Raw genomic sequence first — 26,816 nt, 5'->3', positions numbered from 1 at the left:
ATCAAGATATTTTCAACACATTTTCCAACTTCTGTTCAACTACTAAAAAAATGGCGTACTATATAAAGTACGCCATTCTTCCTTAATAAGATATCATATCAGATAAAACATAATGGTAGACTAATTTTTCCGTATTAATTAATGACTTTTCATGCGTACGCTCGTAAGCATGAGAAGAATCAATTCCCGGACCAATTAAACCATGAACAATATCATGTCCTGATTTAATTGCTGCCGATGCATCCGAACCATAAAATGGATATATATCGAGCTTATATCCTATACTATTTGCTTCTGCTAGCTCTACTAATCGTTTACGCAAGCCATAATGATATGGACCAGTAGAATCTTTCACACAAATCGATACCGTATACTCATCTGTGGACTGGCCATCTCCCATCGCCCCCATATCAACAGCTAAATATTCCACTGTTTCTGGCGTTATATTGGAATTACCACCGTAGCCGATTTCTTCATTATTAGAAATAAGAAAATGAGTAGTGTATGGAAGAGTAGTATCTTCTTCCTTTAGCCTTTTAATTAGTTGTAATAATATTGCTACACTTGCCTTATCGTCTAAATGACGGGACTTAATAAATCCATTATCTGTTATTTGAACACGTGGATCGAAGGAAACAAAATCTCCTACTTCAATTCCAAGGTTTCGTACATCATCAGCATTATCTACTAATGCATCAATCCGAACTTCCATATTGTCTTGGTTTCTCTCTGCTTTTCCAGCATCTTTATACACATGGACTGAAGTCTGATGCATCAGAATAGTACCAGAATAGACTTTGCCACTTGATGTATGAATTTCACAATATTCTCCTTCGATAGAGTTATAACGGAATCCACCAATTAAATCTAGCTTTAGACGACCATTGCTTTTTACTTCCTTCACCATGGCTCCTAACGTATCAACATGGGCAGTAAGCATACGGTGCTCATCTTGATTTGTCCCGGGTAATGTTGCAATTAATCCGCCTTTACGATTACGCTTTGTTTCTACGTTTAATTTTTGCAGGAATTCTTCTGCAAACTGGATAACATTAGTAGTAAATCCGGTCGGACTAGGAATAGATACTAGTTGTTTAATAAGATCTTTTGTTTCTTGGACATTTGGATATGTAGTCATGTTACTCCGCTCCTCTTTAAAATTCTTAGTTATATCTTACTGTTTATTGAAATTCTTGAACAGAAATATCAATTTATTACACGAAGGAATTATTCAAATTTTCAAAAAGTATTCTGGATTACCCTTAGTTTAACATTCATATACCTTATATACTTTCAAGTATTTCTTGCCTCTTTTCAGTGATTTCCACTAACTTATTTTGTAGATTAGTTTTCTCTTTTATTAAATTCCTTAATATATTTCTAACTTTAGCAAGTTGATCTTGTACTTGATCTAGTGAACTATTAATACGACCTTGAACCATCCAATCTACTATTAATCCATCAAAGAAAAAGTCTGCGAATTTCAATAAACCTGATACATCCATGTCAACATGAATCATTTCATCAATATCCAGTAACTCCTTTTGAAAATTTCTCATTCTACTTTGAGCGATATGGATATGATTCGATGCATCATCCATTCTACTATGTTTAATGGCACTAGAAATCATACCTCCCCCTAACATATCAAAAGTTCCCCAATTAGAAGCAGAGTTCAGTGATTCTGCAGCATTTGTAAGTGCTTGTTGTGCATTTTCTCCAGCATTTATCGCCTCATCGATTTCTTTTAAATAGGCTTGAATTTCTCCTTCTTGTTCACTCAACCGATATAATTCATCAGCATAACGCGAGTCACTATTCTTAATAAGTAACTCTTTTTTCTCTAATAATTCTTCATACAGTTGTTCATTACTCTTAACCTCATTTAGCTTTTTACGTAAATCTAAAATAGATACGGAAATCTCATCCCTCGTCTTTTCAGCTTCTTCTAATTGCAATTGAACCGCTAAAACTTCTCTATTTTCCTTATCTAGCTTTTCATATTTTGTTCCTGTGATAGTAGAGAAAAAATTAGTAATATGAAAGCCTTCTAGCTTTTTAACGTCTGCCTTTTCTTCAGCCAATTTACCTTTTAGCTGTCTAATCGTATTTTCAATATGAGTTAGTTCATTGTTATAATCTTGAAGCTGTGAATCAAGTTTATTTTTCTGACGGATTTTACCTTTCACTTGAATAATTTGGTTATTTAAATCACTGATCATCACTATTCCCCCTTTTATGCTGTACTAGTACATACGATATAGTCCCTCTAAAAGTTTCAGAGTAAATACAAAAAAGGAAGTGCCTTATACTCCTGCACTTCCTACTCATTATTGTACCTCATCAAGAAACTGACCGCTATATCCAAACGGAATCGATTCTTTAGTTATTTTTACTCCTAAAGATTGGAATGCTTTTACTGCATCCTCATAACCGCGTTCGATATGCTCTACGCCAGTAATATACGTAGTTCCTTCCGCTACCATTCCTGCTAAAATTAATGAAATTCCAGCTCGAATATCGGAAGTTGAAACTATAGCACCTTTCAAATTGCTTTTTCCTTTAACAAAAGCAACACCAGAACGTACCCGGATGTCTGCTCCCATTTTATTTAGTTGTGCAACATGCTTGAAGCGATTCGGATAAATTTTCTCTGCAATGATGCTTTTTCCGGAAGCTTGTGTTAATAGTGTAGTCATTGGTTGCTGCAAATCTGTTGCAAAACCTGGATACATACCTGTTCGAATACGTGATGCTTTTAATTTTCCAGTTGAATGGGCAGTTATCGCATTATCCATTATGTCTAGTTCTACCCCAATTTCCTTAAGCTTCGCAATACAAGAGCCTAAATGCTCTGGGATAACATCTTGCACCGTTACACTACCACCTGCTACACCCGCAGCAATTAAAAATGAACCAGCAATTAATCGATCCGGGATAACACGATGTGTCCCACCTGTTAAATGATTTACTCCAGTAATACGAATGGTGTCAGTCCCTGCACCACTTATATGAGCTCCTATTTTGTTTAAGAAAATAACAGTATCAATTACTTCTGGGTCACGTGCTGCATTAAGTAAAATCGTTTCACCTTTAGCTCGTACTGCAGTAAGTATCGCGTTTATAGTAGCACCTGAAGTAATCGTATCAAAATAAATAGTAGTACCACGTAATTCTTTAGCCTCTACAACATAATAATCTTTATGATACGTAAAGGTTGCTCCCAACATTTCTAATGCCTTAATATGCTGATCAATTGGCCTACTAACAAAATCATCGCCACCTGGATACCCAACGGATACTCTTCCGTATTTAGCTAATAATGCTCCTATAAAATAATAAGCCGTTCTAAAAGAGGAAGATTTTTGCGGATCAAAATCTGTAGATGAAATAGATCTAGGATCAATTGAAATATCCCCTGTTATTTCTCGTTTTATTTTGAGTCCTACTTCTTCACCCATTTCACAAATAACACGAAAATCAGCTATATTTGGAATACCTTCAAATGTAATGGTTTCATCAGAAAGACAAGCTGCTGCAAGTAAAGCAAGTGAACTATTTTTAGAACCTGGAACTTGTACAACACCATTTATATTAGGTGAATAATCTACACGAATAGCTTTCAAAAGTTTCACTCCTTGGATGGAAGAGCATCTGCAAAAATTATTTCAGTTTTTGTCTTTTCAATTTCATGTATGACTTTTTCAGAAGCTGCTTCATCAGTTATAATTGTATCAATATTTATTATTGGAATAGAGGATATAAACATTTGCTGTCCAATTTTTTCATGAGGAGCTAAACATATATTCTTTCTTGATACTTCTGCTACTTTTCTAGCAAAAGCTGCTCCTTCAGGTGTGGCTGTGCTGATTCCCGTCGCTGTAATCCCGCCACCTGTGATAAATCCTATATCTAAAGAAAATTTGCTCATCATTTCTACTGCAAGTGTATCGATAATACTACCTGCTGATTCTGCTCTTAATTTTCCTCCAATTAAATAAGAGGTAATATTTTCTTGTTTCCGTACTATTTCTGCAATCTTCATGGAGTTCGTCACTAACGTAAACGAAAAATCTTTCGGAAGATGTCTTAACATCCCATATTGAATTCCCGCTCCTCCAATAAATACGGTATCATGCTCTTGGATATAAGAGGCTGCAAGTTTGGAAATGGCATCTTGGTGAGGTTCTGGTTCGCCGTATCGTTTACCCTCTGAAGAAGGTAATGTTCTTACCTTTTGAAGTGGTTTTATTGCTATAGCTCCACCATATGTTTTTTGCAACAATCCTTGATTTTCCATAATGGCAAGATCTCTTCTTACCGAATCAACAGAGATATGGAATAAATCGGAAAGTTCTTTAGCAATTACTCTACCATCTTTTTGAAGAATTTCAAGTATTATCTGCCTGCGCTCTTCAGCTAACATATGATCACACCACCCATTTTACCAAGTATAAGTTATTTTCATACTATGCTTTTTTGTTCCGTTTTGTCAATGTTGTTTCCGTTTTATTCGTTTTTTATCCTAATTTAAATATTGTCTTAAGTCAACGTAAAAAATCAGAGCTATTCTAATTATGAATAGCTCTGATTTTTATTTTACTGATTTAATTGCCTCAATTAACTTTTTCATTTGAGGTTTATTAGTATAGGCTAACCAATTATCTAATTCTTCAGTATCTCCGGCAAAGAAAATTTCTAATACTTTAGTTAATTCTTTTTCATAATCAGAAAAGCTTTTACTTTCTTCAATACAGTTATTTAATATCACTAACCAGTTGGCTTCATTACCGCTATAGGAATGAAAAGGATTATCTTTTGCAATTTGGGTGACATATTCCGTGAGCCCTTTCCGATACAATTCATTAGCAATCCAATGACCAACAAAGCGGTTACTTCCATCCTTTTTCATAGCTTCTTTAAACTCATGGTCAGCATCTTCATGATAACCTTGTTTCATTAATGCACTTGCATAGATGGACTGAGTATATTCATTAAGTTCTTTAACTATATCAATGTATTTATCAAACCACTTTTGAAAATCTTCCCATTTATTTTCATCATAGTAATAATGCATTAAACGAAATAGAGTAGATTCAGAAGGAGATTTTATAGCTAAATCTTCTAAGTATGAGACTACTTTTTCATCTTCCTTCTTACCATAACCTACGTCTTCCACCCCAATTAGCCTTGTAATCATCCTGAGACTATGAAGATCGTTTGAATCGTTCTCGTAATTTATAATATATTCTTTTAATGCTTCATCCTTTTGATTATCTAATAATAATTTATCAGCATTAGTCAATTCTCGCTCTTTCAAATAAAAGAATGGTAAATCTCCAATTGATTTATCATCTAATCGATAACCGTTACTTTTTGTAATCAGATTTCCATCTTCATCAAAAGCTGATACATTCCAGTTAAAACGATTTTCTGGATTAGTGTATGCCAATAATGATACAGGATCTACTACTCCCTCTTCATCTATAGATATACCACCGTTTATGTTGTAGATATCATCAATCGGTATGTCAATCTCTGTGCTGCTAATTCGATTAATTGATCCTGTGCCAATTGATCCACCCTCAATATCAAATCCAAATCCAATATTATAATAACTAGCACCTTCTACTGCTTCCCACTCAAAGTGAACAATCTTATCCTTAATAATCTTCTCATTAACCGGTTCCCTTATCTTAATTAATTTTTGAAGTACAATATTGTACGTAATATTTTTACTACCATCTACTGCAATCCATTCATCCATATTCACCGACCAGTTCCAACCACTAATCTGAGAATAGTAAAAACCTAAAGTTATTTGATAGTCTTTAGGAATAACTCCATTAAACACATATCGACCTTCGCTATCCGTAATCACTTGGAAGGAATCTTCTGGACTAACACTTCGATTAGCATTTTGTTTATCTCGTAAGAATACTCCCACCCCTCTCATAGGTGTGCCATCACTACGAACTACTTTTCCTGATATACTAACCGGTTTCCCAGTGTTATTTGATACCTTCAATGATCTCTCCAATGTTTTCAAACTTTGATAATAAACATGATTTTCGATTGAAGGAAAATTATCCTTTTCAGAATCTGGTACTTCTTCTATATCTTCTTGGTATTTTTCCTCATAATTTTTAATAGCTTTCTCTACTTCTACTAATGCTTTTTCTATATCACCTTGTTGGAGAATTATCTCTGCTTTTAGTTGAGCAATTTGTGCGATTATATCATGATGACTTTCATCAAGTGAGTCTAGTAATTCTTCTATATATTGATTCGCCTCATCAAACTCCCTGTAATTTTTAGCAATTCGAATACGCTCTATTAACAGTTCCTCTCGAAAATATGAATCTTGAGCAGTAAACCGATGAGAAGTATCATGTAAAACCCTTTTCGCTTTTTCAACCTCTCCTTCACTTTGAAAAATAGAAGATAAAACCATAGCAGCACTATGTAAATATCCATCGACAGGTGCCTCTTTAATATACTCTTTCAAAAAAGGAATTTTCTCATCACTTGTAAAGTAAATGGTTGAATCATCTATCGGACTACCACCCATGGTAAAGGAAGGACTGATGTAAATATCAAATTGTCGTGATAATCCATCTTCTATCATGTACTTTTGGATTATTTCCCATTTTTTTGATTCTATTTTAGTTGTATTTAGTAACTCTAAAATTTCCTGCTTCTCTTTTTCATTGCCTTCCGTTATGTTCTTTTCCGCTAAATACAACTCAACTCTTGGAAACAAAACATTTAAAATCAAAGGGACTAGAATTAAAAAACCTAAAACCAGCAATACAAGATGTTTTACTTTCATCTTAATTCTCATTTTTTAACAACGCCCTTTCAAATTCGTCCTTCCAATAATAATTACCAGCAACCTGAATTATTACCTTTTCTTGATTCGGGTTATTTATCTTCTCAGATGTATTAATTTCAACATATCCTATTGCGATAACCATTAAGGCAAAGACGGTACTAACTGGTATTAAAGGTATAGAAATCTCTTTGTTCCAAAGCTTATGAAGTTTTTGTTTCCAAGTAGTTGGATAAACTTGCTCAAGTACTTCCTGATGCTTAGTAAATTGAATGCTCTCCACTTCTTTATCGAGGTTGACTTTTAATTGCTCTTTCGCTTTCATCAAGAAATTCCTCTCCCTTCACCAATATATCCTTCAATTTTATTCGTGCCCGCTTTAGCCTCGATTTTATCGTGTTTTCCTTTTCTTGTGTTAGCTCAGCAATCTCACTAATTTTCATTTCATTAAAATAATATAATGTTAAGACTTCTCGATATTTGTAATCTAATTCATGTATCGCTTCACTTAAGCTTGAGTTCCATATCCATTCCATTAATTCCTCTTCAGCCGACGGTGTCGCTTCATCGTCATGGATATGGTTATTCTCAATTGCTAGTAATATATTTTTCCAACTCCATTTACGCATTCGAGATCGACAACAGTTCGTTACGATAGCGGTAAGCCAGCTTTTAAGTTTCATCGGGTCTTCTAATTGCCTAATCTTTTCAAAAGCAATGACGAAAGTATCTTGAACCGCTTCTTCTGCAGTTTGATGATCCTTCAGTAACAGAAAAGCTGTTCGCACTAAATAATCACCATATGTATTCATTAATTCTAGTAGTGCACTTTCCTGTTTATCTATTAATCTCTCAACAAGTTGCAAGCTGGCCCCCCCTTTCTAATACATAGATGCGTCCATTCGTTAAAAAAGTTGCAAAAAGATTTGATTTAGTTGTTAAAATTATAACATGTTCAGATTCACCGAAATCAGGCAACAAAAAATCACCCTTTCTAAATGGAAAAGGTGATTTCGTATAACTAGACAAGCTTCAGATGAGGAGTTAAAGGGTTTATATTATTTAAAAACTAGGTCCTAGCTATATTTATAAATAGTCTCTAATACATTCTTTAACTCTGTGATAGTTATTTGACCTGGAGCTGAATCATTTACACCTGAAGCAAAAGTTGCTGCAGAACCAAACACATGACCTGTAAGTCGACTAATTAATCCTACACGTCCCATAGAAACCGTAATAAATGGCCGATCTGAAAATTTTTCTTTCATTGTATTAGTAGCATCTAATATGGTAAGAACGTCTTCATTTCCATTAGGCATAACAGCTATTTTCGGAATGTCAGCGCCAAGCTCTTGCATTTTTCTCAATCGAAAAATGATTTCATCCTTCTCAGGTGTTTTTTCAAAGTCATGATTAGACATGACTACCAAAACCTCATTTTCATTAGCAAGAGAAACTAGTTTCTTTAATAAACGCTCTTCTAAAAACAGCTGAACATCAATCAAATCAACTAATTTTGATTGAATTACTTTTTCTAGTAGATGCTCATAGTTTTCCATTGAAAGTGACTGTTTACCACCTTCTTGAAAAGTTCGGAAGGTAAAAAGTAAAGGGACATTTTTTATTAGCCCTCTTAATTTTTTAAGAGTTTTCAAAACAGAATTTAGATTTTCTACTAGTTTATATGAATCCACACGCCATTCAATTATATCCGGATTCATTGCCAAGACTTTTTTTATTTCAGAAAGTAGTTCCTGCTCTAAACTACTTACTAAAGGTACAATTATTTTCGGTAATCCTTCCCCAATCGTTATATCCCTAACCCTAATGGTTTTCATCGTTAGTCTACTCCTTGCTCCATGTAACTTATTTCCATCTTAATCTATTTTTCTCATCTTAGTAAAGCCTCGATTACTTATGGCCAAATAATCTTCTGTTTCTATATGCAAAATACATTTATCGTGAGATTCGCAAAATTACCTTCATTGCACCCATTCATTTCTTTACACTTTTTTTATACTTTTATAGTCTATTTATTTATACCTACTCCTTATACTAAACTTATCAACTTTGAAAGGAAGAATTATCATGTCGGAAACAATTCTTAAAGCAACCAATATTTCTAAAACATACGGCGAACATAAAGCACTAGATAAAGTATCGATCGAAATAAAACGAGGAATGATTTATGGCTTAATTGGAGAAAACGGTGCAGGTAAATCAACATTCATGCGTACAATTATGGGGCTAATCAACATTAACGAAGGTGAAATCGAACTGTTTGGAGAAACTGGCGCAAAAGGGTTACAACATGCACGTAGAAGAATGGGGCAATCCATTGAAACACCAGCATTATATCCAGAACTAACTGCACGGGAAAATCTTCGCGTACAGGCTGCAAATGGTGGGGTTAGCGAACGGGAAATTGATGATTTACTTCGTCTAATGAACCTTCAATCTACAAATAAGAAGAAAGCTAAAAATTTCTCATTGGGAATGCGTCAACGATTAGCAATTGCTTCAACGCTAATTACAAACCCTGAATTTTTAATTCTAGATGAGCCAACCAACGGTCTCGATCCATCCGGCATTGTGGAAATGCGAGAGATTATTCAGCGATTAGTAAGGGAGCGTGGAATAACGGTTTTACTATCTAGCCATTTATTAGATGAGCTATCTCAAGTGGCTACCCATTATGGTATATTACACGATGGCAAACTAATTAATGAACTATCCAAAGAAGATTTATCCCGAGAAACCCGCCAGCATATAGAATTAGAAACTACTGAAGTAGAAAAGGCTGTCACGGTGTTAGATGAAATTGGAGTTAGTGATTACGAGGTAATTAACAAGACAGAAATTAACATCTATGAACAATTGGATAATGTCGCAAGCATCAACCGCTCATTAGTTCTAAATGATGTGACTGTATCTAGAATTGGGACGACTAGACAAAAACTAGAAGACTATTTCTTACAACTAACAGGAGGTAACAATCATGCTTAATCTATTAACAGCTGAAAAAATAAAATTAATACGAAGTAAGAAACTTTGGATTGTTCTTGGCATTTTGGCCGTACTTCCTATTCTCCAAGCAATCAATAGTAAAATTGCTGTGAATTACGGAACCACATTAGTACAAGCAAAAGATACAGTGATCAATGGAGCAACAGGTATTTTGATGATGGAGAAAAACGGACTTACAATTTTACTGATAATGTGTGCTTTTATCAGCTTTTTTATCGGTGAAGAATTTCAAAATGGGACGATTCGAAACGCCCTATCGTTAGGGCGGAGTCGTATGCATTATTATTTATCTAAATTTGTAATGGCTGCTATTGTTACGTTAATTGGTGTAATCCTATTAACTGTACTAGGAATAGGGAGTTTTTCAGTAGTTTTCGGCTTCGGTGAAGTTGCTGAAATTAACGATTATGTTAGCTATGCTATTAAATCATTTACTACTCTCTATCTATTAATGATGGCAAACGTATCTATCTATGTCATGATTAGCTTTATTACGAAAAGTAGTAGCATTTCCCTTGTTTGGAGTTTTCTATATACGATAGGAACTGGGTTTGGTGCACCAATTTTCATGCAAACAGAACATTTTAAATTTATAACATACTGGTTTTCAGAAGCTTTTCTATTTTATTCCGATTTTGCGAATCCAGCTGATATTGCAAGATTTCCTGAAATGGTATTAGTCAGTATTGTCACAATCGTGTTATCATCAGCTATAGGTATCATTCTATTTAAACGAACAGATATAAAGTAGGTTGATTAAATTGACAACGATATTAATTATTGAAGATGATATATCCATTCATTCTCTTATTAAAGAGGCTCTGGAATTACACGATTTTGAATCTATAAGCGCATACTCAGGTACAGAAGGGAAACTTTTGTTTGAACATAATCAAGTAGATCTAATTCTCTTGGACTTAATGCTGCCAGGAATGGATGGTGAACATTTTCTCCAACATATTAGAGAAAAGTCCAATAAACCAGTAATCGTAATTTCTGCAAAGAATGACCAGGAATCGAAAATAGAGCTTTTATCTAGTGGGGCTGATGATTATATTACAAAACCATTTGACGTGAAAGAATTAATTGCAAGAGTTAACATTCAATTACGACATGCAACAAATGCTTCCATAAATGATAAAAAAGAACTAGTATACAAGAATATTCGAGTGGATTTGGACACCCGTGAGGTTAAGATAAATGACCAAACTGTTCATCTTACCGGCCGTGAATATGCGATTCTTTTGCTATTTCTAGATAATCCGCACAAAGTTTTCAGTCGTGCCAATATTTATGAAAGTGTTTGGAAGGAAGTCTTTTTTGATAGTGATAAAACGATTAATATGCATATCAGCAACTTACGAAATAAACTAAACTTGGAAGACACAAACTATATCAAAACAGTATGGGGTATAGGGTTTAAATTTGATTAATGAAAGGAGCGTAAATGTTATGTGGCTTTGGATATTTGTCTTATTAACACTTACGCTTCTATTTTATATTTTTTTCTTAAAACGAGAACTACATAAGTTAAAGCATAAAGTGCACGAAATCCCGAGTCGTTCTATTTACGGAAGTCGGCTCTCTCTAGATTTCCGTGAAAAGGCATTAATGGAAATAGTGGATGAATTGAATAAGATGATTGATATTTTTGAAGAAAAAAATCGTAACGCTAAACAAATGGAGGAAAATGTAAAGTTATCTATTGCAGGACTTTCACATGATTTACGTACACCGCTTACTTCTATTAATGGCTATGTACAACTATTACAAGCGGCCACCGATGAAAATAAAAGAAAAGACTACTTAAAAATTATTGAACGCTCAGTGATACGTTTAATTGAAATGACTGACCAGTTTTATGACCTTGCACGGATAGAAACAAATCAAAAGGAAATTCAGCTTTCTACGCTTTCTCTTTCTAATTTCGTGGAAGAAATTTTCTTATCCTTCTACGAGCAACTGGAAGATAAGAAAATTGAAATTGAATTTTCGAATCAATTACAGGATAGGCAAGTTATAGCCGATCAATTAATGCTGGCCCGTATTATCCAAAATATCGTTCAAAACATACTCCGCTATGCTAGAAGTCGCGTGATGATACATTACAAAATTGATAATAATTATGTCATCCTTACCGTTAAAAATGATATTAAATCACATAGCAAGCTTGCCATAGAAAAAGTATTTACACGCTTTTATACCGAAAATAGTAGTAGAACAAATACAGAAGCAAGTGGGCTAGGACTTTATTTGTCTAAAAAACTAGTGGAAAAGATGAACGGGAAGATGATCGCGGAATTGGATGATCAATGGTTTATTTTAAAGGTCTATCTTCCTATGTCTAGAAATTAAGTTACTCCTAAAAGGCTGGGAGTTAAGTATGTTAGTTAAACGAATAACCGAATATAATGCGCCTACCACGCACCGGAAATATACTTTCGGTTACTTCCAGTACAAGTGCGACATCTGCTCGAAGGGGCATCAATGTGGTCTCACCGATGCCTTTCCTCCCGCTGGAGTCTCCATATATTTTCAGTGCTGAGTATTATTCGACTTTACATTTGTACTATTTTGTTATGTCCCAGCCCTCTAGTAGTTATTATAAATTTAACTCCAACCATTCATTCGTTTCCTGAAAACCAAACCTTTTATATACTGGCCTTCCTAATTTCGAAGCACCTAGCCACATGTTAGTAATTTCTAAATGTTTAGCCTCATCAACTAGTTTTGTTAATAGACGAGTTGCCAATCCTTGACCACGGTAAGCTTCCCTAGTATACATGTTGGTAATATATGCCTTTCTGCCACTCTTGTTGGTATAGGAAGGTGGAAATTCATAAATTATAATTGCACCTGTTGCGATTATTTCTTCTTCCTCTTCAACAAGCCATTGAATTAAAGATCCATCACTTAGTTTATTTTGAAAGAAATCGTATAGTTCCTTATCAATATCTACAGTAGGTTCAATTCCTTCATCAATTAATTGTTTTTTTCTTAGTTCGACCATTTTGTTAATATCTTCCCAGTTCGCTTTTCGATAGTTCATTTTTCAATACTCCTTCTTATGTCTTTCCTCTTCTAATAGTTAATTACAACACATTTAGTCAGTCCCTTGTTTTGAACTCTCCTTTAACTTAATCGTCTCTTCCTCAATCCGAATAATATCAATTCTCTCATATAAGGGCTCAACTTCATCTAAAGATAAGTCGTTATATTCAATCAAGCTCCATTTTATTTCTGTAATTCTTAACATTTTCTGAATCCTCTCTGATGAAAAAGGGAGAAATGGATTCAAAACTTGGGCTAAATTTGCAATAATATACACACAGGTTGCAAGAATATTAGCACACTCATTCTTGTTTGCTTTAATTTTTATCCATGGCTTTTGTTCATCGAAATATTTATTAGCATAACGGACAAATTGAAATATCTTATTTATGGCAGTTTTAAACTCTGCCATCTCAATCAATGCTCCTACTTCCTCATAAAGCTGAATGATTTTTTCTTTAAACAGAACCTCTACTTCACCGTTTGGCAATTTTCCATCAAATGACTTTTCAACAAATTTTAATGTCCGATTCACGAAATTCCCATAAGCCCCAAGTAATTCACTATTATGACTATAGATAAATTCTCTCCATGAAAAATCCGCATCTCTACTTTCTGGAGCATTAGCAATTAGAAAATAGCGAATAGAATCCGGATGATATCGTGTTAAAATGTCTGGAACCCAAATAGCCCAATTTCTACTTGTAGATAATTTTTTCTGTTCTATCGTTAAGAATTCATTGGAAACAATATGAGTAGGGAGTGGTTTTTTGTTAATACTCTTTAGTATTCCTGGCCAAATAATTGAATGGAACGGAACATTATCTTTACCGTGAACATAATAGGCTTTCGTATTTTCGTTCCAAAACTCCGCTTCATCTCGAGCATTATCCAAAGCCCACTGTTTACTTGCTGAATAATATCCAGTTATAGCCTCAATCCACACATAAATTTTCTTTTCTTCATAACCTTCCACTGGTACTGGTACTCCATTTGGTAGATCTCTTGAGACTGCTCTGTCTATTAGCCCTTCTTTTAAATAGCGCTCAGACAAGTGAATTGCATTTTCTCTCCATTTTCCATCCTTTTTAGCTTCAGATACATAATGCTCAAGCTCCTTTTGTAAAGAACTTAATTTAAAATAAAAATGCTCAGTCGTTTTAACGATTGGTTCATTACCACAAGTCTTACAAATTTTATCAAGAAGTTCGATTGGATTTAATAGTTGTGAACAGTAGTCACATTGATCTCCTCTCGCTTGTGATTTGCAGTGGGGGCAAGTACCTTCTACAAATCGGTCTGGAAGGAACTGTTCACAAGACTCACAATAGCATTGATCTTCTTTCTTCTTATAAAGCTTTCCATTATCCAGCAATTCAAGAAATACGTTCTGAACTACTTCATGATGTAATGCTGTATCCGTTCGGGTATAGCAATCAAACGTAAATCCCAATCTTTCAAAGCTCTCTTTAAATTCTTGATGATACTTGTCAGCAATATCTTTAGGTGTCACTCCTTCTTGTTTCGCTTTAATTGCTATAGGAGTTCCATTGCAATCACTTCCAGAAACGTACAGTACCTTCTCTCCTTTTAAACGGAAGTACCGCGCTAAAACATCTCCTGGTAATAAACTCGATAAATGTCCAATGTGCAAAGAACCATTGGCATATGGCCATGCACCACCTATAAAAATACTCATCTTCTTATCCTCCTTTTTAATATATAAAAAACCCTCATCCTTAAGACTTAAGTCTAAGGACGAGGGTTAACTCGTGTTACCACCTTAATTCACTAATAACTCACATTATTAGCCTCACTAAGTACGGAGTGTTATACACTCTTATACTCTGACATTTATAACGAGTGCCAAATCTCGTCAGAATCTATTTTCTAAATAGAAAAGTCGACTCTGAAGCTCCAAGGCCATTTTCAATCAACGATTTCCTGCTTCTTTTCAGCTACCGAAGCTCTCTGGGAAGAAAATGTGTGTTGATTTACTTTCCTTATCATCGCTGGTAAAAAGTATTTTTATTATTATGGCATAAAATTAATTGATTTTAAAGAGCTTTTTCTACGTTTCTGTTTCATAGCTTTCTATTTCCTCGGTAAGAATATGGATAAGGAGGAGATACAATGAACAAGAAACATGCTAAAGAAGATCAAAAAAATATAAAAAGCTATGACGATAAAGAAAAGGACCAATTCATTAACAACCTCGCACAAGCACTAAACAGCAGTAAATATAACGACAAAGATAATGAGGATATGTGAATGTAGTTAAGAAAAAAATTGCCCCCTTCAAGAGGGGGCAATTACACATTTAAGCACTAATCCGCTTTTCATACTGAGCCTTCAATTGCTTTCTTGCACGATGAATTCTTGTCTTGACGGAGGATAGCTTAATATTAAGCTGGTCAGCAATTTCTCTTTCTTTTAAATCGTACTTCATTTTCAAAATCATCACATCTCGATATGAACTATTCAAACTTCGTATTTCTTGTTTTACTTCTTTTAATAACAAATAATAGGCTACTTCATCTTCCACATTTGGTGTTTCTTCCATTTTCATATTAACAAGTAATTCTTGTTCTGTAGGAATACCTTTATTGCTTTTCACTTTACGTAACATATCGATTGCAGCGTGATTAGTTATGACAGATAACCAAGCTGAAACTTTCTCCTCTTCTTGAATCGTATCCATATTTAGCAATACTTTTATAAAGGTTTCTTGAACTACATCTTCTGCTAATTGCATATCCTTAACGATAGCGTAGCTTATATGAAGTAACCGATTATAATGTTTTGTATATAGATCAGATATATCCATGCTACACATAATTCTATACCTCTATCCTCAAGTTAATTGTTACTTTAAACAAATCACCATCTGTTTCTATGTCTAACATTCCATCATGGAGTTCAACTATTGACTGAGCAATGGCAAGTCCAAGACCGCTTCCTTCAGTATGTCTAGACGTATCTCCTCGTTTAAACCGTTCAAATAATTCATCGGTATTATCTTTTAATTCATACTTGGAAACATTTTTAAACGATATGATTGCCATGCCCTCATTAGCTGTTAGATTAATATATACACGAGAGTTTTCTAAGGAATATTTCAAAATATTACCAATCAGGTTGTCAAAGACGCGCCATAGCTTTTGACCATCCACAACCGCATTGATCGGTGGTTCATCATGAGTTACTCGAAACTGCAGGCTAGAGTCATTAATCATATCATCATATTCCGCTAATGCCTGCTGCAATAGCTGTACTAACTCTACTTTCTCCTTCTTCAATTCAATATTCCCGCTAGCCATTTTAGATACTTCAAATAAATCATCTATCAATACTTTTAATCGTTTAGACTTACGATCAATTATTTCTACATATGCAGCACTTTCCTCATCCACGTTTCCTTGCTCTTTTAATAGTTCTGTGTACGTAATAATAGAAGTTAAAGGTGTGCGCAAATCATGACTAACATTTGTTATTAATTCTGTCTTCAGTCGCTCACTTTTCGCTTGTTCAGTTTGTGATTCTTTTACCCCTTGTTTCAGTACATTGATGTTATTTGCTAACTTAGCTAATACTGACCCACCTTCAACTTTAAGTTGGTGACTAAGATTTCCATTAGCTAATTCTGTTGTATTTTTTACAATCCCGTTAAAATCACCAATTTTTTTCATAATGGCCATTGCTAGTGGAATTCCTACACCAGCAAGTATTACGATATAAAACAGTACAAAGATTGGGTGCATTAAGACCATAACAGACATTAATCCTAATACAAATACAGCAGTAAACATTAATACGATTTGAGTACCAGTTGTTTGATCTAGGAAGGCCTCTTTTCCTAAGTGAATGAATTTAATACTATATTTTTTGGTTAGCAAGTACCCTTTATAAGTTAAACTCTTCTTCCATTGGCTTAGGAATGATTTCCAATTTTTAACGGTATGGTATAGAAAATTGGATTGAATTCCAGTCAGGACTAACCCAACCGAGAAGAACAGAATAGATAACACTAATTCAATAGAGGGGAAATAATCATCCATTGTCAATTGGGTACCGTAGATGATTATAGGTATCATGCAAATAGTTGAAATAACTGTTATCCCGTATAGCGTTATCCTAATATCTAATGGAAGTTTATTGTAGTAACGATCTAACTTCCGTACTTCCTCACGTGATTTCTTAGCCCTTTTTATGATAATCAATGATAATAATAATGAAATCAAACTCAAGGCAACTAAACTAAAAAATAGAGTTTGCTCTTTTTTATAGCTTTGATATTCCATCATGAAAGGATTTGACCCTGACAAATTATTTGGAACAGAAAACACCCCCTTGAATGAGCGATTATCGTTGGTTAACATTTCATAAACGTCATCACTTCCGTCAACGTTATCAAGAACCAATTTCCAATTATTGAATGTATAGTTATCGATAAAAAACAAGGAATTGTTAGATATTAGATTTACCGCTTCACTCTGTTCAGTAGTCTCTAGATTCGTATAAACTTCACCCGTGTTTGTATCGGTAATATAATAATTAATACTATCCTTATAGCTTTCATAATTATCCCGATGTTCTTCTAATTCGTTAAAATAGTCTTTAATTTCCTCTTCTTTTTCTTTCACAATTTTATCACGGACATGATTATAACTTTCGAAGTTTTTGGTTATGTCTTCGATTTTGGCATCTCTTTCGCTTATATATGCATCAGCTACTTTTTGATTATCTTCATCCAATGCCTGTTGAATCAAATTTTCATATTGTGACTCGATACTTGCAATCTGTTGTGACAAATCTCCATAGCGATAACGATGCTCCTCAACCTCTTCATCGGTTACCGTAATGTTTTCTAACGCTTCATCTAAGGTCAATTTATTTATTTCAAATATTCCTATATACCTAGAAATCTCATCTATTTTTTCATATTTAAATTGAGGGGAATAAAAATAATTCTTGTGAGCATAGTTATAACCATCATCGGCTAATAGAACGATTCCGGTTATTCCAATCGAAAATAGGAGTGAACATATCATCAATACAATAAAACTACTTTTCCATTTTATACCCAATTCCCCACACCACCTTTAAATATCTTGGATTTTTTGTATCAATTTCTATTTTCTCTCTTATTTTTCGAATATGAACAGCTACCGTATTTTCCGCATTATAGTTCGGTTCTTTCCATACACGTTCATAAATTTCATTTATAGAAAAAACTCTCCCTGCATTCTTCATCAATAGCTCAACTATTTTATATTCTATCGGGGTAAGTTTTACTTCCTCACCGTGTACCGTTACTTGTTTTGAAGAAGGATCTAAAGTCAGTCCATTTATATCAATGACTTTATTCGCCCCTTCAAAAGTACCAAGCGTTACATACCTTCTAAGCTGTGATTTTACTCTTGCCACTAGCTCCATTGGGTTAAATGGCTTTGTAACATAATCATCCGCCCCTACCTGAAGGCCTAATATTTTATCGGTATCTTCACTTTTAGCACTTAAAATAATAATAGGAATGTTCTTCTTTTCTCGAATCTTATATGTAGCTCCAATTCCATCTAGCCTTGGCATCATAACATCGAGTAAGATTAGATGCACTTCATGCTCATGCAAAATCTCCAATGCCTCAATACCGTCCTTTGCCTTGAGCACTGTTACTCCTTCATTCTTCAAATAAATCTCAATCGCATCTCTAATTTCCTTCTCATCGTCCACAACTAAGACATTATAATGATCCAATTGTTCCCCCAACCTTCTATTTTTTTCTTGTCTATATGATAGCCATTAAATCTTAATATTCATTTGATAAATTTCTTAAGAATTTCTTAAGGTTTCTTTAAAACTATAGTCCTATTATATACCTTTAAGGGAATATCTTATAAAAAAACTAGACTCGTTGGTGGTTATATGATGATTCTCTATTTCCTTTTCCTCTGCTTTTGCTTCTTTTAGGGATTAGAGAATGAATTTCTGTTACCTTTTTATACGCTTTTTCTAATTTTTAGGATAAGACAAAGGGAGTCTCTTACCATATTCCTTGCTTTCTCCTAATTAAGGTATCAGAGATCCATATTCTATTACCTTTTCTAGGATCTCCCTCTCAAATTATGTATCAGATAACGGGGGTAACAATTCCTTTTTACTCTACTCTCTACTTCTAAAGTAAATACAAAAAACCACCACAGTACATAACACTGTGGTGGTTGAAATACCCCTATCCTCTAAGAAAAGGATCCTGAATATAGCCTTTTCAAATCCTTATTCCCCTTCACTATTTTCCTGTTTCTTCGGTAGTCTTCCCGCCTTTTTCATGGCCTCTCTTAGTAGGAATTCGATATGACTATTGACGCTACGGAATTCGTCATTAGCCCACGATTCAAGAGCATCATACAGTTTGGGATCAATGCGTAATGGGAAATTCTTTTTTTTCGTCATCTTATCACTTCTTTATTGGTATAGTGACCCTGTATTTATAACCGGCTGTGTCCCGTGATCGGATACAATGGATACGAGGAGGTTATTAATCATTGCAACTCGACGCTCATCATCTAACTCAACAATCCCTTCTTTTTCTAAACGTTCAATTGCATCCTGTACCATACCAACTGCACCATCGACAATCTGCTTACGGGCAGAAATAATAGCACTTGCCTGTTGTCTTTGGAGCATCGCTTGTGCAATTTCTGTGGAGTATGCTAAATGCGTTAATCTTGCTTCAATTACCTCGACACCTGCAACCATTAATCTTTCTTGTAGTTCTTCTGTTAATTCCGTAGAAACTTCTTCTGCATTTCCTCTTAACGTTAATTCATCGACATCGAAGTTATCATAAGGATACTTTGTAGCTACTGCTCGAATAGCAGTTTCGCTTTGGATTTCAACGAATTGTTCATAGCGATCTACATCAAAAACTGCTTTTGCAGCGTCAATTACTTTAAATACTATTACTGCTGCTATCTCAATAGGATTACCATTTACATCATTTACCTTTAATCGATTGCTGTTAAAGTTTCTAACACGAAGAGAAATAGTTCTTCTAACGGAAAATGGTACTGTTAGAACGATTCCTTCACGGCGTATGGTTCCCATATATTTACCAAGAAAAATAACGACTACGGATTGGTTTGGCTGAATCATCGTTATACCTGAGCCAAGCACAATCGCCAACACAATAAATATCCCACCAAGAATAAATTGTTGCTCCACAAAACTAAATACTGTTCCAGCAATTAATCCGGCAATGACAAGTATCCCGAAGTAACCATTCACTACCCAAGCATTTCTCTCTTTCATTCCATTCATTACATATCCCACCTTTTATTTTTATATCACTTCTATATCATTATGATATCATGTTTGTGAATTTTTTAAAAATTATTTGATGTAATTATTTAAAACTTTCTCTCGCTAATTCTTATGACTTATAAATATATATTTAACAAAACGAAAAAAGGCTTGTCTATAAGACAAACCTTTGTACTGACCTAACTATTTAAATAACATCGTTGCTTGAACGGCCTTTTTCCAGCCTTTATACAAATCCGTTCTTCTCGATTCTTCCATTTTAGGTTCAAATACTGTATCATGACTCCTTTGGGTCGCAATTTCTTCTTTACTATTCCAGAATCCCACTGCTAGCCCAGCTAAATACGCAGCACCTAGAGCAGTAGTTTCATTAATAGAAGGTCTTTCAACTGGTACGTTTAATAAATCACTTTGAAATTGCATAAGGAAATTATTCGCTACACTTCCACCATCAACTCTTAAGGATTTTAAGGATATTCCAGAATCTTTGATCATGGAAGAAAGAACATCCCTTGTTTGATATGCCAATGCCTCTAAAGTCGCTCTTACAAAATGCTCTTTTGTCGTACCACGTGTTAATCCAAACACTGCACCACGTGCATCACTATCCCAATAAGGTGTACCTAATCCTACAAATGCTGGCACCACATAGACACCTTCCGTAGAGTCTACTCGTGTAGCATATTTTTCACTGTCAGTAGCATGTTGAAACATTCTCATGCCATCGCGTAACCATTGAATAGCTGATCCTGCAACAAAGATACTGCCTTCAAGAGCGTATTCTACCTTTCCATCAATGCCCCAAGCTATAGTCGTTAATAAGCCATGTTCGGACTGTACCGCTCGCTCACCTGTATTCATCAACATAAAACAACCAGTTCCGTAAGTATTTTTAACCATGCCTTCTCGGAAGCAAGCCTGTCCAAATAATGCCGCTTGTTGGTCACCAGCCACACCTGCTAAAGGTATTTTTTGTCCAAAAAAGTGATCGTTATCTGTTGTACCATAAATTTCAGAAGAAGAACGCACTTCTGGTAGCATCGTTTGGGGTATGGTAAGAATATCTAATAATTCTTCGTCCCATTTTAGTTCATGTATATTGAACATCATCGTGCGTGAAGCATTGGAATAATCTGTAACATGAACTTTACCACCAGTAAATTTCCAAATTAGCCATGTATCGATAGTTCCAAATAGTAGGTTACCTTTTTCAGCTTTTTCCCTTGCTCCGTCTACATGATCAAGAATCCACTTAACTTTAGACCCAGAAAAATAAGGGTCTACTAATAATCCCGTTCTTTCCCTAATTAGCTTCTCGTAGCCATTATCCTTTAAGTCCTGACAGATTGCTTCAGTTTGACGTGATTGCCAAACTATCGCATGATATACCGGAATTCCAGTGTTTTTATCCCATACTACCGTTGTTTCTCGTTGGTTAGTAATTCCAATTCCAGCTATTTGCTCTGGTTTGATGTTTGATTCTACTAGGGCTGTCGCTATGACAGATAAAATGGAACCCCAAATTTCATTTGCATCATGCTCCACCCAACCTTGGTTAGGAAAATACTGTGTAAACTCCTTTTGCGCAATATGAACAATTTCACCCTTTTTATTAAAAATAATTGCACGTGAACTAGTCGTGCCTTGATCAACTGCTAGTATATATGTATCCATTATGTAATCCTCTCTTTATTCCCATCTCTCTTGAAATCACTTTACTTAAAAACTATTTTTACTTTTCGTCATAATAATCCCAAAGCTCTTTAGCCGAAGTTGTGATTGTAGTTGCACCAGCATCTATAGCCTGCTGAACCTCTTCCACGGTTTCAATAAATCCACTTGCGATAATTTCTTTATTCGTTTGTTGACTAAACTGGCGTATTATCTTAGGGACAACACCAGGGAGTAATTCAATATAATCCGGGTTAGTTCTTTCGATAATTTTGCTACTTCTTTCAATTGATTGGGAATCCAATAAAAAAATACGTTGAAAAGTCTGAACCCCTTTTTGTTTTGCTTTCATAATAACATTTGGCTTCGTTGAGATAATGCCAAATGGCTTATATTCCTGACAAATATATTCTGTTGCATATTCATCAGCTTTTAACCCCATGATTAAATCAATATCAAGTAATAACCTTTTATCGTATTGCTTAGCCATTTGAAAAATCGATTTCAGTCGTGATATATGTGCATTTAATATCGCAAAATACTCATAGTTATATAATGCTAGCTTTTCCACATCTTTCATTTCACCTATTACTGGTATAATTGCTTGCCCTTTAAAGTTCATTGCTCTCCCCCCTTTGCATTTTACCAACAGATGGATAATATAATAATGATCAAAAACGGAATATAGCATTTCCGTTTTTGATCATATACTAATCTTGGTAAAAATTAATTTTTGAAAGCTGCATCATCTAATGCAATTTCCAATTGTTTCTTATAGGTTTCACTAGTATTGCGGTCCCATCCAAAATAATCTTGCATATAGTTTAGCACATTTTCTTTATATTCTCTCACAGTTGCAATATCAAACAGGATTGCTCCAGTTCTACGGTTGAAAAAGTCAACAGGTGTTACCGCCATTTCATGCTCTAACGCATATTGTAATTTAGCAAATAGGGTTAATGGAAGATTATATTTCACTGATACTTCGGAACTATCCTTGATAATTTCAAATAGGACTGGTACATTCGACCCGTACATGTTAGCTAAATGTCTTGCCTCTTCTTCCGCTAAACCGATATCTATTCCTACTGAAATTTGTTTTTCGATAAATGGCTTAAAATTAGCAGAACCGCCGACATCCCCACCTGATATAGGGATATGTCTTGTTTCACAAGTAGAGAATAATTTTTTCTGTTCTAATTTAAATTTAGATGCTAATAAATCTACAATACTTTCAGCCATTTTACGGTAACCAGTTAATTTCCCTCCAGCGATAGTTAATAAGCCAGATTCTGATTCCCATATTTCATCTTTACGAGAAATCTCAGATGGATCTTTCCCTTCTTCCCAAATTAATGGACGCACTCCAGCCCAGCTAGACTCTACATCATTCTTCGTAACATGAACTTCAGGGAACATATAGTGAATAGCGTTTAATAAATAATCACGATCTTCTGTTGTCATCTTTGGACTCACTGGATCATTTTCATAAAACGTATCTGTTGTTCCAACGTACGCTTTTCCGTCACGTGGAATCGCAAATATCATCCGTCCGTCCGGGGTGTCAAAGTATACTGCCTGTTTTAATGGAAATTTAGATTGATCAATGACAATATGAACACCCTTAGTTAATCGAAGCACTTTACCTTTTTTAGAATTGTCTTTTTCACGAATTGTGTCTACCCAAGGGCCTGTTGCATTCACAACTTTCGTAGCACGAATTTCGTATTGCTCTTTTGTTAGTTGATCCTCCACAACAGCTCCAACCACTTTACCATTATCATAAACTAAGTTTACTACCTTAGAATAATTCAGTGCTGTAGCACCTTTTTGTACAGCAGCCTTCATTACCTCCATGGTTAGTCTTGCATCATCCGTTCTATATTCTACATAGATACCACCACCAAGTAAATCTTGTTTCTTCACAAGGGGAGCTTTTTCTATAGTTTGATCTGCAGTTAACATATATCTTCTTTCATTTTTCTTCACTCCTGCTAAGAAGTCATACATTCTTAAGCCAATTGAGGTCATAAACTTGCCGAATGTACCACCTTTATGAAATGGCAGTAACATCCATTCTGGCGTAGTAACATGTGGCCCATTTTCGTAAACAATGGCACGTTCTTTCCCTACTTCCGCTACTTGTTTTACATGAAATTGTTTTAAATAGCGAAGCCCACCATGAACTAACTTAGTTGAACGACTTGAAGTCCCAGCTGCAAAATCCTGCATTTCCACTAAGGCAACTTTCATACCACGAGTAGTTCCATCTAAAGCAATCCCTGCACCAGTAATTCCACCACCAATGATAAGGACATCAAATTTTTCATTTTTCATAGTATCTATGAATTGATTACGATTTTTATTTGAGAAATTCATAAAACATTCTCCTTTTCCGCTTAGCATTTGTAATATCAAGGTATTCATAATAAATCATATATACATAAAAAGAGACCACAAAACATTGTCGAATTTAGTTTCGACACGTTATGCGGTCTCTTATTCTCTACCGTGATATTAACTTATTTTCATTATATCACGGATAAAGCGTTTTGAAAACTCTATATTTTAATTAACTACACTTCATCTGCAATAAAAACACAATTATGCAGCTAGTAAAATATTGTTGACAACGTTTTCACTTCATACTATACTAGCTATCAAGTTAATATATTTGTGAAGAGAACAGGAGACTCACGCTTATTATTCTTTGAATTATTCAAGGAGAGTTTGTGATTCTCTTTTTTTGTTTTTCTTTAAATAACTCGAGGTGATGAATAATACAAGACGTAGTTCTACATATCTATCAAGCATTATTTTAAACTATTAATTATAGTAACTTTAGGGGGAATTTAATTTGAGAAGGTTTAAAAATCCAGTTATATGGGTCATTATTTCATTACTATTAATTATCGTAGGTAGTATATTTGCAAATCAATTTAATAGTTCTAGTGGAAAAGTTGATGTGTCACGTATCTACTTTGACACTCCAAGAGGAGAGCTTTCAGGTCTACTATATAAGCCTGACGGTGCTGACGAAGAACCTAGGCCAACACTAATTGCTACTCATGGTTATTTGAATTCTGCGGAAATGCAGGATGCACAGGCAATAGAAATGTCTAAAAGGGGTTATGTTGTTTTAGCATTAGATCAATATGACCACGGTCACTCAACAGGTACTATGGAAAAACCAATTCCATTTTTCTCATTTTGGCCAAATGCTATGTATGATGCAGTTCAATATATGTATGAACAAGACTATGTGTTAAAAGACGAAGCTGGTAATGGTGTAATTGCTGTATCTGGCCATTCAATGGGTGGATTCTCATCAACACATGCGGTCATACTTGATGAAATGGATTTCCAAGAGACTGGAATTAGAAAAATTCATAGTTCACTAACAATGGGATCAGATTATCAATGGTTATTATCACTTGGCTATTCACAAGATGACATTAATAACGCATACGGGCCAAGATATTCAGGTAAAATTGCCGGAAATTATGATGAATTCTTTTTCGATGAAAACGCAAGAGCCACCGGGCAAACCGTTGTTCGAAAAGATTATGTAGCAACTGAGGAAGGAAAAGGATTCTTAGGAAATCCAGAAAATCCTGAAGTTGGTAAAGTATATGAAGTTGATGGTGGAACACGAGTAATCTACCAGCCGAATGAAATTCATCCATGGAATCATTTTTCAAAAGAATCTACTTCTTATGCAATTGACTTTTACAGCATGGCATTTGCAGATTATAGTAATTTAGTTACTGTCGATGAAGATGGCCAAACCTGGATTTACAAAGAGTACTTTGAATTTATAGCTCTTATCGGATTTTTCCTACTCTTTATTCCAATTATACTGTTAATTTCGAAGTTACCATTCTTCAAAAATATTTATACTAAAATACCAGAACCATTATCTGAACCTAAAACTGCTGGATCTAAAATGACTCGATATATTCTGCTGATTGTAGGTGGACTATTCCCTGCATTATTCTTCTCAGCATTATATGGTTCTAGCGCAAATGAAGCGTTTTATGGTATGAGGTTATTAAGACAAATTAGTCTAGTAATTATTATATCTTCAGCTATTTTCTTAATTTATTCTATAGTTAAGAAATCTGACAAATCGATTCGTTCCGTTTCATTTATTATGTTACTATTAAGTCTAGTTCAATATTTCTACTTGAAAAATCAGGCGACCTTGATCGCTACAACTGAAATGTTTGGAGCACCCACTACAAACCCTGTACTTTATTGGGCTATTAACGTTGCAATAGTAATGTTGATGATTATGGTTTGCTATCATTACATTGCCAAAAAACCAGAAGGTGCAACCATTGCCAATTATGGAGTGAAAGCTAATGTTTCATCAGTAATAGCTTCCATATTAACTGCTATTATTGCTATTGTAATTGGTTATGCTGTTCTATTTGCAATTGATGCTATTTTCAAAACTGACTTCCGTCTTTGGACTTTTGCAGTAAAAACTTTTGAAATGCAGCATGTCATTGCGCTATTGAAATATGCTCCACTATTCTTTATTTATTATTTTGTTAGTGGTATTTCCGTTAATATCAATACGAATGGTGAGAAGTATGAGGGAATAAAAGGTTATATTATTGCTATCCTACATTACGTTGGAGGATTGATTCTTTACTTAATCTATCATTACGGCCTACTATTTATTACCGGAACAGCGGGTTATCCTGAGCAAGCATTATCTTCAATCATCGTTATAGGGCTTGTACCTGTTTTAGCTATTGCGGCAATCTTTAATAGATTCCTATATAGAAAAACTGGCAACGTTTATGTAGGTGCATTCTTGAACACTATATTAATGACCTTAATCACTCTAGCTAACACAGCACTATATACTATCTTTTAATAGATAGTATATTTATAAAGCGAA

24 protein-coding genes and 1 other annotated feature are annotated in these 26,816 nt (G+C 34.6%); of the genes, 6 read left to right on the top strand and 18 right to left on the bottom strand.

The annotated features are described in order from the left end of the window. Nucleotides 1-82 precede the first annotated feature (82 nt). From AB1K81_RS13910 to aroD, 8 genes are all read right to left on the bottom strand, one after another. Nucleotides 83-1,138 carry a M42 family metallopeptidase gene (locus AB1K81_RS13910; protein WP_412977255.1) on the bottom strand — a complete coding sequence of 352 codons (1,056 nt, stop codon included), beginning with the start codon at nt 1,136-1,138 and terminating at the stop codon, nt 83-85. 145 nt (nt 1,139-1,283) lie between these two features. Beyond that, nucleotides 1,284-2,222 (bottom strand): hypothetical protein, encoded by a 939-nt coding sequence (locus tag AB1K81_RS13905; RefSeq protein WP_412977254.1) that lies wholly within the window; start codon nt 2,220-2,222, stop codon nt 1,284-1,286. A 108-nt stretch (nt 2,223-2,330) separates the two neighbouring features. Beyond that, nucleotides 2,331-3,626 carry a UDP-N-acetylglucosamine 1-carboxyvinyltransferase gene (gene murA / locus AB1K81_RS13900; protein ID WP_412977253.1) on the bottom strand — a complete coding sequence of 432 codons (1,296 nt, stop codon included), beginning with the start codon at nt 3,624-3,626 and terminating at the stop codon, nt 2,331-2,333. A 5-nt stretch (nt 3,627-3,631) separates the two neighbouring features. Then, complete coding sequence (locus AB1K81_RS13895; protein WP_412977252.1) at nt 3,632-4,426, bottom strand: DeoR/GlpR family DNA-binding transcription regulator; 795 nt, start codon at nt 4,424-4,426, stop codon at nt 3,632-3,634. A gap of 168 nt (nt 4,427-4,594) precedes the next feature. Continuing rightward, complete coding sequence (locus AB1K81_RS13890) at nt 4,595-6,832, bottom strand: hypothetical protein (RefSeq protein ID WP_412977251.1); 2,238 nt, start codon at nt 6,830-6,832, stop codon at nt 4,595-4,597. Between the two features lies 1 nt (nt 6,833). Beyond that, on the bottom strand, nt 6,834-7,160 hold the full coding sequence (locus tag AB1K81_RS13885; RefSeq protein ID WP_412977250.1) for a hypothetical protein: 327 nt from the start codon (nt 7,158-7,160) through the stop codon (nt 6,834-6,836). Next, complete coding sequence (locus tag AB1K81_RS13880) at nt 7,120-7,698, bottom strand: RNA polymerase sigma factor (RefSeq protein WP_412977249.1); 579 nt, start codon at nt 7,696-7,698, stop codon at nt 7,120-7,122. Before AB1K81_RS13880 ends, AB1K81_RS13885 begins: the two co-directional genes overlap by 41 nt. A gap of 210 nt (nt 7,699-7,908) precedes the next feature. After that, nucleotides 7,909-8,670, bottom strand: coding sequence for a type I 3-dehydroquinate dehydratase (aroD, locus tag AB1K81_RS13875; protein WP_412977248.1), 762 nt, complete (start codon nt 8,668-8,670; stop codon nt 7,909-7,911). A 250-nt stretch (nt 8,671-8,920) separates the two neighbouring features. Here aroD and AB1K81_RS13870 point away from each other — a divergent pair, with 250 nt between their 5' ends. Genes AB1K81_RS13870 through AB1K81_RS13855 form a run of 4 tightly spaced genes read left to right on the top strand, consistent with a single transcriptional unit; the run spans nt 8,921 to nt 12,214 of the window. Then, nucleotides 8,921-9,838 carry an ATP-binding cassette domain-containing protein gene (locus AB1K81_RS13870; RefSeq protein ID WP_412977247.1) on the top strand — a complete coding sequence of 306 codons (918 nt, stop codon included), beginning with the start codon at nt 8,921-8,923 and terminating at the stop codon, nt 9,836-9,838. Then, nucleotides 9,831-10,610 carry a DUF2705 family protein gene (locus AB1K81_RS13865; protein WP_412977246.1) on the top strand — a complete coding sequence of 260 codons (780 nt, stop codon included), beginning with the start codon at nt 9,831-9,833 and terminating at the stop codon, nt 10,608-10,610. The genes AB1K81_RS13870 and AB1K81_RS13865 overlap by 8 nt, the downstream gene beginning before the upstream one ends. Nucleotides 10,611-10,620: 10 nt before the next feature. Next, nucleotides 10,621-11,292 (top strand): response regulator transcription factor, encoded by a 672-nt coding sequence (locus AB1K81_RS13860; RefSeq protein ID WP_412977245.1) that lies wholly within the window; start codon nt 10,621-10,623, stop codon nt 11,290-11,292. Between the two features lie 19 nt (nt 11,293-11,311). Then, nucleotides 11,312-12,214: a sensor histidine kinase gene (locus AB1K81_RS13855; protein ID WP_412977244.1), complete on the top strand. Its 903-nt coding sequence runs from the start codon at nt 11,312-11,314 to the stop codon at nt 12,212-12,214. A gap of 247 nt (nt 12,215-12,461) precedes the next feature. Here the strand turns inward: AB1K81_RS13855 and AB1K81_RS13850 are convergent, their stop codons facing one another. Further along, on the bottom strand, nt 12,462-12,908 hold the full coding sequence (locus tag AB1K81_RS13850) for a GNAT family N-acetyltransferase (protein WP_412977243.1): 447 nt from the start codon (nt 12,906-12,908) through the stop codon (nt 12,462-12,464). 54 nt (nt 12,909-12,962) lie between these two features. Further along, nucleotides 12,963-14,630: a methionine--tRNA ligase gene (gene metG, locus AB1K81_RS13845; protein ID WP_412977381.1), complete on the bottom strand. Its 1,668-nt coding sequence runs from the start codon at nt 14,628-14,630 to the stop codon at nt 12,963-12,965. Nucleotides 14,631-14,661: 31 nt separating this feature from the next. Further along, nucleotides 14,662-14,929, bottom strand: a binding site (T-box leader). 114 nt (nt 14,930-15,043) lie between these two features. Between metG and AB1K81_RS13840 the strand changes: the two genes are divergently transcribed. Further along, nucleotides 15,044-15,181: a hypothetical protein gene (locus AB1K81_RS13840; protein ID WP_412977242.1), complete on the top strand. Its 138-nt coding sequence runs from the start codon at nt 15,044-15,046 to the stop codon at nt 15,179-15,181. Between the two features lie 49 nt (nt 15,182-15,230). Here the strand turns inward: AB1K81_RS13840 and AB1K81_RS13835 are convergent, their stop codons facing one another. The 8 genes from AB1K81_RS13835 to AB1K81_RS13800 all read right to left on the bottom strand — a co-directional run bounded on the left by AB1K81_RS13835 (nt 15,231) and on the right by AB1K81_RS13800 (nt 24,283). Next, nucleotides 15,231-15,746, bottom strand: coding sequence for an RNA polymerase sigma factor (locus AB1K81_RS13835; RefSeq protein ID WP_412977241.1), 516 nt, complete (start codon nt 15,744-15,746; stop codon nt 15,231-15,233). A gap of 4 nt (nt 15,747-15,750) precedes the next feature. Beyond that, nucleotides 15,751-17,997 (bottom strand): sensor histidine kinase, encoded by a 2,247-nt coding sequence (locus tag AB1K81_RS13830; RefSeq protein ID WP_412977240.1) that lies wholly within the window; start codon nt 17,995-17,997, stop codon nt 15,751-15,753. After that, complete coding sequence (locus AB1K81_RS13825; protein WP_412977239.1) at nt 17,975-18,667, bottom strand: response regulator transcription factor; 693 nt, start codon at nt 18,665-18,667, stop codon at nt 17,975-17,977. The genes AB1K81_RS13830 and AB1K81_RS13825 overlap by 23 nt, the downstream gene beginning before the upstream one ends. A 519-nt stretch (nt 18,668-19,186) precedes the next feature. Further along, nucleotides 19,187-19,363 (bottom strand): type II toxin-antitoxin system antitoxin, encoded by a 177-nt coding sequence (locus AB1K81_RS13820; protein WP_412977238.1) that lies wholly within the window; start codon nt 19,361-19,363, stop codon nt 19,187-19,189. Nucleotides 19,364-19,375: 12 nt separating this feature from the next. After that, nucleotides 19,376-20,221, bottom strand: coding sequence for an SPFH domain-containing protein (locus AB1K81_RS13815; RefSeq protein ID WP_412977380.1), 846 nt, complete (start codon nt 20,219-20,221; stop codon nt 19,376-19,378). Nucleotides 20,222-20,416: 195 nt separating this feature from the next. Next, on the bottom strand, nt 20,417-21,907 hold the full coding sequence (gene glpK, locus AB1K81_RS13810; RefSeq protein WP_412977237.1) for a glycerol kinase GlpK: 1,491 nt from the start codon (nt 21,905-21,907) through the stop codon (nt 20,417-20,419). 58 nt (nt 21,908-21,965) lie between these two features. Further along, entirely contained in the window at nt 21,966-22,526 is a 561-nt protein-coding gene (locus AB1K81_RS13805) for a glycerol-3-phosphate responsive antiterminator (RefSeq protein ID WP_412977236.1), read from the bottom strand. Nucleotides 22,527-22,630: 104 nt separating this feature from the next. Then, nucleotides 22,631-24,283 carry a glycerol-3-phosphate dehydrogenase/oxidase gene (locus tag AB1K81_RS13800; protein ID WP_412977235.1) on the bottom strand — a complete coding sequence of 551 codons (1,653 nt, stop codon included), beginning with the start codon at nt 24,281-24,283 and terminating at the stop codon, nt 22,631-22,633. A 478-nt stretch (nt 24,284-24,761) separates the two neighbouring features. Between AB1K81_RS13800 and AB1K81_RS13795 the strand changes: the two genes are divergently transcribed. Beyond that, complete coding sequence (locus AB1K81_RS13795) at nt 24,762-26,792, top strand: alpha/beta fold hydrolase (protein ID WP_412977234.1); 2,031 nt, start codon at nt 24,762-24,764, stop codon at nt 26,790-26,792. Nucleotides 26,793-26,816 lie beyond the last annotated feature (24 nt).

Source organism: Ornithinibacillus jepli, assembly GCF_047228935.1.
GTDB lineage: Bacteria > Bacillota > Bacilli > Bacillales > Amphibacillaceae > Ornithinibacillus.
Note: the sequence above shows the minus strand (reverse complement) of the source record. Positions and strands in the feature narration are given on the sequence as shown.